This window comes from Azospirillum sp. UENF 312511 (assembly GCF_058780635.1).
In genome coordinates this window covers 720,275-732,129 of record NZ_JBSNCG010000001.1, presented here as the reverse complement: position 1 = coordinate 732,129, position 11,855 = coordinate 720,275, and the positions used below count along the sequence as shown (strand labels likewise).

Below are 11,855 nucleotides of genomic sequence, written 5' to 3'. Positions count from 1 at the left end.
GCCCAGGGCTTACTTAAGCGGTCCACTCTCCACGGCACGGATTCCCTTGACCGACACCTCCCGCCGCTCCGGCAGCTTTCCCGATAAGGACACCGTCCTCTCCTTCATCCGCGACAGCGCGACTCCGGTCGGCAAGCGCGAGATCGCGCGCGCTTTCAAGCTGTCGGGCAGCGACGACCGCGAGAGGCTGAAGGCGCTGCTGAAGGAGTTGGAGGCCGACGGCGCCGTGGAACGCGGGCGCAACAAGCGCGTCGCCCCGCCGCAGTCGCTGCCGGAGGTCGCCGTGCTGGAGGTGACCGGCACCGATGCGGACGGCGAGGTCACCGCACGCCCGGTCACCTGGACCGGCGAGGGCAACCCGCCGCGCATCTTCCTGATGCCGGAGAGGAAGGGCCACCCCACGCTGGGGACCGGCGACCGGGTGCTGGCGAAGCTCAGCCGCATCAACGACCGGCTGTACGAGGCCCGCACCATCCGCCGGCTCGACGGCACAGTGGGGCGCGTCCTCGGCGTCTATTACCCCGCGGCGGACGGCGGGCGCATCGTCCCCACCGACAAGCGCAACAAGACCGAACTGCTGGTCCTGCCGGCCAACCGCAACGACGCCGAGCCGGGCGAGTTGGTGCTGGCCGACCTGCTGCCGGCCTCCCGGATGGGCCTGCCGCAGGCCCGCGTCGCCGAGCGGCTGGGCCATACGGCGGAGCCGCGCGCCGTCAGCCTGATCGCCGTCCACACCCATGGGCTGCCCACCGACTTCCCGCCCGCCGCCCTGCGCGAGGCGTCGCACGCCGCCGTGCCCTCCCTGACCGGACGGACCGACCTGCGCGACCTGCCGCTGGTGACCATCGACGGCGCCGACGCCCGCGATTTCGACGACGCGGTGTGGGCGGAGCCGGACCCCGACCCGGCGAACGAAGGCGGCTGGCACCTGTTGGTCGCCATCGCCGACGTGGCCTTCTACGTCCGCCCCAATTCGGCGCTGGACCGGGCGGCATACGAGCGCGGCAACTCCGTCTATTTCCCCGACCGCGTCGTGCCGATGCTGCCGGAGGCGCTGTCCAACGACCTCTGCTCGCTCCGCCCCCATGAGGACCGCGCCTGCGTCGCGGCGCATCTGTGGATCGACCGCCACGGCGCGCTGCTGCGGCACCGCTTCGTGCGCGGACTGATGCGCTCCGCCGCGCGCCTGACCTACGAGCAGGTGCAGGCGGCCCGCGACGGCGCCCCGGACGAGGCGACGGCGCCGCTGCTGGAGACGGTCATCGCCCCGCTCTACGGCGCCTACGCCCGCCTGTGGGCGGCCCGGCAGCGCCGCGGCACGCTGGAGCTGGACCTGCCGGAACGGCGCGTGCGGCTGGACGAGCGCGGGCGGGTGGCGGAGATCGCGCCGCGCGAGCGCCTCGACAGCCACCGGCTGATCGAAGAATTCATGATCTGCGCCAACGTCGCGGCGGCCGACAGCCTGGAGCGGGCGGGCATGCCCGGCCTGTTCCGCGTGCACGACCAGCCGTCGCTCGACAAGCAGGAGACGCTGCGCGAATTCCTGACCGGCATCGGCTACACGCTGCCGCGGGTGCCCCGGCTGACCCCGGCCCATTTCACCGCGATCCTCGACCGCGCCGCCGGAACGGCGGAGTCGCAGCTGGTCAGCGAGGTCATCCTGCGCAGCCAGTCGCAGGCGGAATACAGCCCGGAGAACATCGGCCATTTCGGCCTGTCGCTCGACCGCTACGCCCACTTCACCTCGCCGATCCGCCGCTACGCCGACCTGATCGTCCACCGGGCGCTGATCCGCGCGCACGGGCTGGGGCCGGGCGGGCTGGACGACGCGGCCATGGCCGGACTGACCGACATCGGCGAGCACATTTCGATGACCGAACGCCGCGCCGCCACGGCCGAGCGCGACGCCATCGACCGTTTCACCGCCGCCTTCCTGGCCGACCGCGTGGGTGCCCTGTTCACCGGACGGATCTCCGGGGTCACCCGCTTCGGCCTGTTCATCCGGCTGGACGAGAACGGGGCCGACGGGCTGATCCCCGCCAGCACCCTGCCCGACGACCAGTACGAGCATGATGAACGCGCCCACGCCCTGGTCGGCCAGCGCACCGGCCGCAGCTACCGGCTGGGCGCCGCGGTGACGGTGGTGCTGATGGAGGCCGACCCGCTGACCGGCAGCACCCTGTTCGCCCTGCCCCGCGCCGAAGGCGATTTGACCGGAGGTTTGGTTGGCAGGACCGATCATCCGTTGCAATCCGGCCACCCCGATCGCCCCGCGGGAAACGCCCGTTTCGCGGGCCGCGCAACCCAGAAGCAACGGAAGCGTGGCCGCTGAGTCACAGTGGTGGACATTCCACAACAAAGAGTTCTTGCCCCCGACTTTTGTCCCGCCAGCCCTCATTTCTGAAGTGCTATTCCTTATCCGTTCGAACCCGGCGGGCAACCGTCCGGGTCCGCCTGTGGGAAAGGAGGCCGCGTACGGCGCGCCATGGGCATACGGAAACGAGGATTTTCGCCGCGCGGGCGGCTGTCGGTCCCGCTCGCAGCCGCCATGCTCGCTGTCGGCCTCGGATGCCTCGGCGGGGCGCTGCCCCGTCCGGCCACAGCCGCGACCGAAGCCGCCTTCGTCAGCGAGCAGGTCTTCGCCGTTGCGTACGGCAAGATCGCCGAAGTGTATCTCCAACAGGTTGATTTCGGCCGCCTCGGGCTGGACGGGCTGAAGGGTCTCGCGACCATCGACCCGACCGCCCGCGCCGAGCGCCAGGGCAACACCGTACGCCTGTACGTTTCCGGAAGCCTGATCGGCGAGTACGCCGCCCCGTCGCTGTCCGACGCCGCCGGCTGGGCCGCTCTGACCACCAAGGCGGTGGAACGCGCCCGCCTTTACTCCCCAACCCTCTATCAGGCGGTGCCGGAGCGGGTCTATCAGGTGGTCCTCGATTCCGTGATGTCGGACCTGGACGGCTATTCCCGCTACACCGGCACCCAGCGCGCCACCAGCGAACGCGCCCAGCGCGAGGGCTACGGCGGGATCGGCCTGTCGCTGGAGACGGCGAACGGGCGCACCCTGATCCGCAACGTGCTGCCGCGCAGCCCGGCCGACCGCGCCGGCATCCGCAGCGGCGACCAGCTTCTGGCCATCGACGGCGACCTGACCGCGCGCCTGAACGAGTCGGACATGCGCGACCGGCTGCGCGGCCCGACCGGGACCATGGTCCTGCTGACCGTGGCGCGCGACAACAACCCGCCCCGCCGCGCCCCTCTCCGGCGGGAGCGCGTGGTTCCCAACACGGTGAACGCCAGCGTGTCCGAGCAGGTCGGCGTGCTGAAGGTGGACCGCTTCAACGCCGCCACCGCCTCCAACCTGCGCGACGCCGTGCTGTCGACGCGGCAGAGCATGGGCAAGGGCCTGCGCGGCTTCGTGCTCGACCTGCGCGGCAACCCCGGCGGCCTGCTCGATCAGGCGGTCGCGGTGGCCGACCTGTTCATCGCCCAAGGCAAGATCATCACGACCGAGGGCCGCCACCCCGACAGCCGCCAGCGCTTCGAGGCCGGCCCCGACGACATCGCCGAAGGCCTGCCGCTGGTCGTTCTGGTCGACGGGCGGTCCGCCTCCTCCGCCGAGGTGGTGGCGGCGGCGCTCCAGGACTCGGGGCGCGCGGTGGTGGTCGGCGCCTCCTCCTACGGCAAGGGCAGCGTCCAGACGGTGACCCGCCTGCCCAACGACGGCGAGCTGTTCCTGACCTGGAGCCGCATCTACACGCCCGCCGGCTACACCCTGCACCGCCAGGGCGTGCAGCCGACGGTCTGCACCAGCCGCACCGGCCAGGACGATCCCGTCTCCCTGCTGTCCGACCTGCGCGACGGCCGGGCGCGCCCGATGACCCAATTCGCCGGCTGGCGCGCCCGCGCCGCCGACGACGAGGAGGCTCTGGCCCGCCTGCGCGAGGCCTGCCCGTGGAAGGAGCACGAACCGGAGCTGGACGTGAAGGTGGCGCTGCGCCTTCTCGCCGAACCGGCGCTCTACCAGCGCGCGGTCGCCCTGTCCTCCACCAACACGGTGGCCGAGCGCTGAGTCGTTTTCCGCCCCGGATTGCGGGCGAAAAAAGGACTCCGACCGGCCCTTCCGGCCACTTTACAAAGGCTTGACATCGCGGCTGTAGCGGGTATCTTCCCCCGCTACGACGCCGCCCCGCCGGGCTGGCGGGTCACGGATTTTTAGTCGGGATTGAGATCATGGCGAAGCAGAACACCGTCCTCATCAAGCTGGTGAGCACGGCCGACACCGGCTTCTTCTACGTGAAGAAGAAGAACCCGAAGAAGACCACCGAGAAGCTGTCGTTCCGTAAGTACGACCCGGTGGCTCGCAAGCACGTCGAGTTCAAGGAAGCCAAGATCAAGTAAGGTTTCCCCGGGACCAGCGGAATCAGAAAGGCCGCCTTTCGGCGGCCTTTTGCTTGTCCGGAGGGTCCCAGGTCCGGTCAGGAGCCGGCCCGGCGCCCGTCAGGGAGCCAGCAGGGCGTCGGCGCGAGGGTCGGCGATGGTGCGGTTGCGCCCGGCGCGCTTGGCCTCGTAGAGCGCTTCGTCGGCCCGGCGGATCAGCCCTTCGGCGGTGTCGCCCAGCCGGCCGCCGACCGTGACGCCGATGGACACGGTGACCGGGATCTCACCCACGTCGGCGGTCACCTTGAACAGGGTGTCGGCGATGCGGGTGCGCAGACGCTCCGCCACCGTCAGCGCCGCTTCGGCGTCGGTGTCCGGCAGGATCACCACGAACTCCTCGCCGCCGAGCCGCGCCACCAGATCGAAGGTGCGCAGGTTGCGGCTGGCGCGGCTGGACACCTCCTTCAGCACCTCGTCGCCCACGGTGTGGCCGTAGCTGTCGTTGACGACCTTGAAATGGTCGATGTCGAACAGCAGGATTGCCACCGGCTTGTGGTTGTCGATCGCCCGCTCCAGCAGCCGCGGCAGGTGGGCGTTGATGTAGCGGCGGTTGAAGACGCCCGTCAGGCTGTCGGTCAGCGCCATGGACAGGCTCTGCTCGTAGTTCGCGCGCAGCCGCTCCTGGTAGCGCTTGCGCCGGATCTGGGTGCGGGCGCGGGCCAGCAGCTCGTTCCGGTCGATCGGCTTGATGACGTAATCGTTGGCGCCCAGCTCCAGCCCCTTGGCGACGCGGTTGAGGTCGCCCTCATCCACCACCAGCAGGATCGGCACCTGCCGCGTGCGTTCGTGCGAGCGCAGCTGGGAACACAAACGCAGCCCATCCTCGTTCATCAGGGTCAGGCTGATCACCACGAGATCCAGATCGTCGCCCAGCGCGCGCTCCAGAGCCGTGGCGCAGGTGTCGGCGGACATGATGTGGCCATGGTCGCGCTGCAGCGTCTCGGCGATCTTGGCCAGATCGAGCAGCGAATCCTCCAGCACCAGGATGCGGGCCCCCTCGAAGGACTCGCTGTGCAGCGTGCCGGTCGGCTCCAGAACCCCGAACTGGCCGGAGGTGGTCTCGCGCAGCCGCCATTCGTCCATCATCATCTTCAGGCGGACGAGCGAGCGCACCCGCGCGAACAGGGCGATGTCGTTGACGGGCTTGGTCAGGAAGTCGTCGGCCCCGGCCTCCAGCCCACGCACGCGGTCGGCGCCGTCGGACAGGGCGGTGACCATCACCACCGGAATGTGCATGGTCGCAGGGTCGGAGCGGATCTTCTCGCACACCTCGAACCCGTCCATGCCCGGCATCATGACGTCGAGGAGAACGATGTCCGGAGCCTCACGCCGGATCACCTCCAGCGCCTCGGGACCATTGCTGGCGGTGATGACGTTGAAATACTCGCGCGTCAGCTTCGCCGCGAGCAGCTTCACGTTCGGAAGGACATCATCGACGACGAGGACGCGAGCGGACATGGAACGTGCGACCGATCCCGTAAAAGGTTAACGAAGGAACTTCTGAACGGCTTGCAGGAACTTCGTCACCGAGATCGGCTTGGCGATGTAGTCCTCGCAGCCGCCCTCCCGGATCTTCTCCTCGTCCCCCTTCATCGCGAAGGCGGTCACCGCGATGATCGGAATGCCCGCCAGTTCCGGATCGTCCTTGATCCAGCGCGTGACCTCCAGGCCCGACACCTCGGGCAGTTGGATGTCCATCAGGATCAGGTCCGGCCGGTGCTCCCGCGCGATGGCCAGGGCATCCATCCCGTTGCGGGTCTGAAGCGTCGCGTAGCCGTGCGCCTCCAACAGATCGTGGAAGAGCTTCATGTTCAGCTCGTTGTCCTCGACGATCAGGACACGCTTCACGGTTCGGTCGTCCATCGGCGCCTTCTTGGGGCTGTTCGGTTCCGCGAGCATTGTGCCACCCGCGCTTCTGCTTGCAGCGACCACACCCGGAAAGACCGGTATATCCCGTTCACTGTCCCGCCGCGACGGTTAAATTGTCGTTAGCGATGTCCTTCGCGGCCCGCAGCCGACCGATAAGTCCTGCGGATTCCACGGCTTCCATCATGCGATGACCCGCTCCGGCGGGAAATGCAGGTCAATCCGCGTCCCCTGCCCCGGCCCGCCGGACAGGGTCAGCCGCCCGCCGTGGGCCTCGACCAGGGACCGCACGATGGGCAGCCCCAACCCGGTCCCGGTGCCGCCGCGAATGCGCTCCCCCGGCACCTGCCGGAAGGGCTCCAGGACGATGGGACGGTGCTCCTCCGGAATGCCGACCCCGGTGTCGATCACGGCGATGCGCAGCCCGGTCCCGGTCCGCTCCTCCGTGCGCGCCACGTCGATGGTGACGCGCCCTCCGGCCGGGGTGAACTTGACGGCGTTGGACAGCAGGTTGAGCAGGATCTGGCGCAGCGACCGCCGGTCCGCGCGCAGGCGCGGCAGCGGACGGGGAAACAGCGCGTCGAAGGTCAGCCCGGCGGACGCCAGCGTCAATTCCTGAAGGGCGTAGACCTCGCCCACCATGACCGCGACGTCCACGTCCTCGTCGTTCAGGTCAAGGTGGCCGGCTTCGATCTTCGACAGGTCCAGAACGTCGTTGATGAGTTCGAGAAGATGCGTGCCGGAAGCGCGGATGTTGCCGATGCAGTCGCGCTGCCGGTCGGTCAGCGGACCGGTCCCCGGATGCAGCAGAAAGTCCGAATAGCCGATGATGACGTTGAGCGGGGTGCGCAGCTCGTGGCTCATCCCGGTCAGGAAGTCGGACTTGACCCGGTTCAGCTCCGCCTGCCGCGTGGCGTGGGCGGTCCGGCGCTCCCGCTCCAGGGCGCGTTCGGCGGAGTCCAGCATCAGGCCGAACGCGTCGGCGGCCATGGCGGTCAGCATCCGGACGGACGGCGGCACCCCCTGGGGCTGGCGGCGGTGGCCGGAAATCACCCCCCACGGCTTGCCGCCCTGGAAAATCGGTACGGTCAGGGCCGCCCCGGCTCCCATGCGCCTCAGGAAGTCCCGGCGGGCCGGAGCCGGGCTGCGCAGATGGGCGTGGGCGAGATCGGGCGGCGGAAGCGCCCTGTCGGCGCGCAGGAGGGGAACCGGCGCCGCCGCATGGTCGAGGACCACGCGCAGGCGCGGGCTGCCGTCCGGACCGCGGTCGAAGGCGCTTGCCGGCAGGGCCTCGCCGGGCCGGAGTTCGGGAAGGGCGTGCGCCCAATCCGGCGCCTCGTCCCCTGCCACCACCTCCCCGTTGCCGAAATCGTCGAAACGGCAGACGATGACGCGGTCCATCCCGGTGAGACGGCGGACGGTTTTGGCGGTGTGCGCCGCCATGGCCTCCAGGCCTGCGACCCCGCGCAGGGCCGCGACGCCCGGCATGAAGCCGGACGGCGGGGTGGTGGCGGGCCAATGCTCCGCCCCGGCGGGCAGCCTTTCCACCTCGATGATCACCCGGCCGTCATGCTCGTGCAGAAAGGCCGGCAGCGGCCGGCTTCCCGGCGGCGTCACGGACGCGTGCAAACCCAGCGCCCGCAGGTCCGGCGGCAGGGCGCGCAGCCCCGTCAACAAACCCGCAAGCTCGGGAAGTTCGAGAACCCCGACGTCACGACCCAGCAGCCGGTCCGGCACCAGGCCGAGGAATTCCGCGGTGTTCGCGCTGCAGGCCAGGATCGTCTTTCCATCGCTGTGCAACGCCACCAGGGCGCCGTGCGGCTGTATCCCATCGGCCGCGCCTTCGGCGGCCCAACCGGTTGATTGGCCAGCCCGGAATGGCGAAGAAGGAGGATTCGGACTATCCGAAAACGTGTTCAGGACGGGCACCTCTGCGACGGAAAGGTGCCGATGCTGCGGCTGGAACGACCGCCCGGTCAAGCGCGGTCTGGGGGGTGCGACAGGCTGCCCGATCCCGCTGTCCGGCGGCAACCTCCGGGCCGGAGTCGAACGGTGTCAGGCGGTGGTCCGCGGGTTCGCCGCGCGATGACCGGACGGGCGTTCGGCCTTGCGTCCCGCGGGGCGCGGACGACGTCCGGCCTTGTTGCTGTACATCCGGGAATCGGCGAGGCGGATCACCTCCTCCTCCCGGTCGTCGGCCCCATAGGATTGCACCCCGAAGGAGAAGCGGACCGGCAGGTCGGCGTTGTTCCAACGCACGCAGTGTCGGCCCGCCGCCGCGGCGATCTGCCGGGCACGGACGTCGCCGCAGACCGCGTCGGTTTTGGTCAGCAGAAGCGCGAACTCGTCCCCGCCCAGCCGGGCCACCACATCCTCCTCACGGACCGATCCGACCAGCATCCGCGCGACCTGCCGGAGATAGGCATCGCCGGCCATGTGCCCATGGGTGTCGTTGATCCGCTTGAAGCCGTCCAGATCGATGATGACCAGCACCCCGCCGCCCGTTCCATTTCCCTTGGCGCCGTTTCCTTTGGTCCCCTGCCGCCGCGCGGCGGCGATCTCGCGCCGGAAATGGCTGAAGAAGCCGCGGCGGTTCAGCAGGCCGGTCAACTCGTCCGTCATGGACAGGCTTTCCAGATAGGCGATCCGGTCACGCTGTTCGGCGATGGTCGCGCGGGCCTCGGCAAGCTGGCGCTCCAGGGCCGCCGCCTCGACGGTCACGGCGACCACCGGATGGGCGATGCGCGAGCTTCGCAAGGGGGGCATCCGCAACAGCCGGTCGTGGGTCCCGCGGTCGAAAGGCAGTCCGTCGTGATGGTCGGCGGAAATAGCGTCCGGGTCCTGGGTGTTCACGACGGCGCTCATGGGCTTTCTCCACATGATCGGCACTGGCTGCGCCGAATTCAAAGCAATCGCCGTGCCATATGAGGAAATCCAGAAGACTAGGCCTTTCGTCCCGGCAACTTCTGCCGGGCAAGGCCGCCCCCAGGCAGAATTTGCCTGGAGAACAGCCGGTTACGGAAAATTTTATCTATTTTTGATTTATTTTCTCTTTTGAACGGCTTTCGAACAAAAGGCCTGTCGGGCTCCCGACAGGCGCGCACGCGGCGGTGTCACACCACGCGGTCCGGCGCCTCCGCCCCGGCGAAGACGGCGTCCAGATTGTCGAGCGCCCGGAAGCCCATGGCGTTGCGGGTTTCCACCGTGGCGCTCCCCAGATGCGGCAGCAGGAAGGCGTTCTCCAGCCCCCGGTAGCCGGCGTGCAGGTTCGGCTCGTTCTCGAACACGTCCAGCCCCGCGGCGGCCAGCCGTCCGGAGGCCAGGGCGGCGATCAGGGCCTCGTCGTCGACGACGGAGCCGCGGGCGGTGTTGACCACGATGGCGCCCGGCGGCAGACGCTCGATCCGCTCCGCGTTCAGCCAGTGGGTGGTTTCCGGAGTCGCCGGGAAATGCAGGGACAGCACGTCGCAGACCGCCAGCATCGCCTCGGGATCGGCGTGATAGACGGCCCCCGCCTCCTGCTCGGCGGGCAGGCGCCGCCGGTTGGAGTAGTGGATGGTCATGCCGAAGGCCCGCGCCCGCTGCGCCACCGCCTGCCCGATTCGGCCCATGCCGATGATGCCCAGCCGCTTTCCGCCCAGATGGGTGCCGAGAAGCTGGGTCGGCGTCCAGCCGCTCCACGCCCCGGCGCGGATCATCCGCTCACCCTCCGAGGCGCGCCGCGCCGCGCCGAGCATCAGCAGCAGGGCGATGTCGGCGGTCGCGTCGGTCAGCACGTCCGGGGTGTTGGTGACGATCAGGCCGCGGGCCTTGGCCGCGTTCAGGTCGATGTGGTCGGTGCCGACGGAGAAGGTGGCGACGATCCTCACCTCCTCGGGCAGCGCCGCGATGGCGGTGGCGTCCAGCCGGTCCCCGGCGGTGCAGAGGATGCCCTCGGCACCGGTCTCCGCCGCCAGGACGGCGATGTCGGCGCCGGACAGCGCGCGGTCCTGCGGGTTCAGCCGGGCGTCGAAATCGCGCGCCGCGCGGGCCTCCACAGCCTCGGGCAGGCGCCGGGTCACCAGGAGGACGGGGCGTGATGCGGGGGTGTCGCTGCGCATGTTTCTGTCCTCAGCCTTCCGTTTATTCGGGGGGTCGGGCCTTCCGCTCCGACGCCGAAACACCCATAATCCATCCGACGCTGCCAATCACCTGTGGATGTCGCTTTGCAGAACCGCCGCTCCGCCGCCCGCCTCGCCCTTTGCGCGACCTTCGGCGCGTTCCTGGTGTCCCTGACCACCCTTCCCGCAGCCGGCCCGGTCCAGGCGGCACCCGCCAACGCGGCGGGCGCGGCGGTGGGGGCGGCCGCCGGCGCCGCGGCGAACATCCTGCCCCACCGCGCCGTCTACAAGATGTCGCTGCTGTCCGCCCGCAACAGCTCCAAGGTCAGCGACGTGCGGGGTCGCATGCTCTTCGAATGGGCCGACGCCTGCGACGGCTGGACGACGGAGCAGCGCTTTCAGCTCCGCTTCGTCTACGCCGAGGGCGACGAGATGGCGATGACCACCAACTACACGACGTGGGAGGCCAAGGACGGGCAGCGCTACCGCTTCAACGTCCGCAAGCTGATCAACGGCGAGGAGGATGAGGAGGTGCGCGGCGACGCCCGGCTGGCCAAGGACGGCACCGGCACCGCCGCCTTCTCCAAGCCGGAGCCCCAGGACATGGAACTGCCCCCCAATACCATGTTCCCGACCGCCCACACCCTGGCGGTGCTCGACCACGCCGGGGCCGGCGAGACCTTCTTCAACCGGGTCGTCTTCGACGGCGCCGATTCCGAAGGGGCGACCGAGGTTTCCACGGTCATCGGCGCGGCGGCGCCGATCAAGGAGGACGGCGCCGACCCGCTGCTGAAGGGCAAGAAGGCGTGGCCGGTGCGCATGGCCTTCTTCCCGCTGAAGAGCGATTCCGCCCAGCCCGAGTACGAGATGAGCCTGCGCCTGCTGCAGAACGGCGTGGCCGAATCCATGCAGATCGACTACGGCGATTTCACCGTGAACGCCATCCTGGAGAAGGTGGAGGCTCTGCCGAAGTCGGGTTGCTGACCGCCGGGCGCAAAGGTCACAGCCTTTGGCGCAAATCGTTACAATTCAATTTGCCATATTATGACGAAACTGGCCTAAGCTGTGCATGGTGCATCCACGCCTCCATGGAGTCATGGTGTGCACCGACAGCAGGATGAGGGTTTCCCTATGGCCAAGAAGCAGGTTTTGGTGGGACAGGTGTTCCAGACCGTTGGCGCGACCAACGGGCGGTCCTGGCGCGTGCGGGAGACCGTGACCCTGTTCGGCATCCCGCATGCCCGCGTGGTCAGCACGGAGGACGAGGGCGACGCCAAGACGCTGAGCTGCTTCGTCCTGGTCGACTCCAACTATTACCGCATGATCGGATCGGCCCCCGCCGGCAACGTCGCGGCCTGAAGCCTTCCGGTTTCGCCTTTCCGTTCCCAACAAGAAAGCCCCCCGGCCTCGCGGACGGGGGGCTTTCTTGTTGGCCGCCCTGCCCTCCCC

Annotated in this window: 11 protein-coding genes; 6 read left to right on the top strand and 5 right to left on the bottom strand. The window is 69.3% G+C overall.

The window, feature by feature from the left end; all coding sequences use genetic code 11:
• Positions 1–46 precede the first annotated feature (46 nt).
• The 3 genes from rnr (at position 47) to rpmG (ending at position 4,401) form a co-directional block, all read left to right on the top strand.
• On the top strand, positions 47–2,332 hold the full coding sequence (rnr, locus tag ACWPN7_RS03280; protein ID WP_459196660.1) for a ribonuclease R: 2,286 nt from the start codon (positions 47–49) through the stop codon (positions 2,330–2,332).
• 216 nt (positions 2,333–2,548) lie between these two features.
• Positions 2,549–4,072: a S41 family peptidase gene (locus tag ACWPN7_RS03275; RefSeq protein WP_459196659.1), complete on the top strand. Its 1,524-nt coding sequence runs from the start codon at positions 2,549–2,551 to the stop codon at positions 4,070–4,072.
• A gap of 161 nt (positions 4,073–4,233) precedes the next feature.
• Complete coding sequence (rpmG, locus tag ACWPN7_RS03270) at positions 4,234–4,401, top strand: 50S ribosomal protein L33 (protein WP_012974790.1); 168 nt, start codon at positions 4,234–4,236, stop codon at positions 4,399–4,401.
• 99 nt (positions 4,402–4,500) lie between these two features.
• Here rpmG and ACWPN7_RS03265 read toward each other — a convergent pair whose 3' ends face one another.
• From ACWPN7_RS03265 to ACWPN7_RS03250, 4 genes are all read right to left on the bottom strand, one after another.
• Positions 4,501–5,898, bottom strand: a complete 1,398-nt coding sequence (locus ACWPN7_RS03265) for a PleD family two-component system response regulator (RefSeq protein WP_149650151.1) — start codon at positions 5,896–5,898, stop codon at positions 4,501–4,503.
• A gap of 27 nt (positions 5,899–5,925) precedes the next feature.
• On the bottom strand, positions 5,926–6,339 hold the full coding sequence (locus ACWPN7_RS03260; RefSeq protein ID WP_081863163.1) for a response regulator: 414 nt from the start codon (positions 6,337–6,339) through the stop codon (positions 5,926–5,928).
• Positions 6,340–6,489: 150 nt separating this feature from the next.
• Complete coding sequence (locus tag ACWPN7_RS03255) at positions 6,490–8,235, bottom strand: sensor histidine kinase (RefSeq protein ID WP_282184635.1); 1,746 nt, start codon at positions 8,233–8,235, stop codon at positions 6,490–6,492.
• A 126-nt stretch (positions 8,236–8,361) separates the two neighbouring features.
• Positions 8,362–9,171: a GGDEF domain-containing protein gene (locus ACWPN7_RS03250; protein WP_201043355.1), complete on the bottom strand. Its 810-nt coding sequence runs from the start codon at positions 9,169–9,171 to the stop codon at positions 8,362–8,364.
• Here ACWPN7_RS03250 and ACWPN7_RS03245 point away from each other — a divergent pair.
• Positions 9,170–9,364: a hypothetical protein gene (locus ACWPN7_RS03245; RefSeq protein ID WP_198129069.1), complete on the top strand. Its 195-nt coding sequence runs from the start codon at positions 9,170–9,172 to the stop codon at positions 9,362–9,364. The genes ACWPN7_RS03250 and ACWPN7_RS03245 overlap by 2 nt on opposite strands.
• Positions 9,365–9,419: 55 nt before the next feature.
• Here the strand turns inward: ACWPN7_RS03245 and ACWPN7_RS03240 are convergent, their stop codons facing one another.
• Complete coding sequence (locus ACWPN7_RS03240) at positions 9,420–10,406, bottom strand: 2-hydroxyacid dehydrogenase (RefSeq protein WP_459196658.1); 987 nt, start codon at positions 10,404–10,406, stop codon at positions 9,420–9,422.
• Positions 10,407–10,511: 105 nt separating this feature from the next.
• Between ACWPN7_RS03240 and ACWPN7_RS03235 the strand changes: the two genes are divergently transcribed.
• Both ACWPN7_RS03235 and ACWPN7_RS03230 read left to right on the top strand, forming a co-directional pair.
• Positions 10,512–11,390 (top strand): cell envelope integrity EipB family protein, encoded by an 879-nt coding sequence (locus tag ACWPN7_RS03235; RefSeq protein WP_211112740.1) that lies wholly within the window; start codon positions 10,512–10,514, stop codon positions 11,388–11,390.
• A gap of 147 nt (positions 11,391–11,537) precedes the next feature.
• Positions 11,538–11,765, top strand: coding sequence for a hypothetical protein (locus tag ACWPN7_RS03230; RefSeq protein WP_040134394.1), 228 nt, complete (start codon positions 11,538–11,540; stop codon positions 11,763–11,765).
• Positions 11,766–11,855 lie beyond the last annotated feature (90 nt).

Bases quoted from the DNA above. Each gene is read 5' to 3' on its own strand.
- ACWPN7_RS03275 (WP_459196659.1), top strand. From the start codon at position 2,549: ATGCTCGCTGTCGGCCTCGGATGCCTCGGCGGGGCGCTGCCCCGTCCG.
- ACWPN7_RS03260 (WP_081863163.1), bottom strand. From the start codon at position 6,339: ATGCTCGCGGAACCGAACAGCCCCAAGAAGGCGCCGATGGACGACCGA.
- ACWPN7_RS03230 (WP_040134394.1), top strand. From the start codon at position 11,538: ATGGCCAAGAAGCAGGTTTTGGTGGGACAGGTGTTCCAGACCGTTGGC.
- ACWPN7_RS03245 (WP_198129069.1), top strand. From the start codon at position 9,170: ATGGGCTTTCTCCACATGATCGGCACTGGCTGCGCCGAATTCAAAGCA.
- ACWPN7_RS03265 (WP_149650151.1), bottom strand. From the start codon at position 5,898: ATGTCCGCTCGCGTCCTCGTCGTCGATGATGTCCTTCCGAACGTGAAG.
- rpmG (WP_012974790.1), top strand. From the start codon at position 4,234: ATGGCGAAGCAGAACACCGTCCTCATCAAGCTGGTGAGCACGGCCGAC.
- ACWPN7_RS03250 (WP_201043355.1), bottom strand. From the start codon at position 9,171: ATGAGCGCCGTCGTGAACACCCAGGACCCGGACGCTATTTCCGCCGAC.
- ACWPN7_RS03240 (WP_459196658.1), bottom strand. From the start codon at position 10,406: ATGCGCAGCGACACCCCCGCATCACGCCCCGTCCTCCTGGTGACCCGG.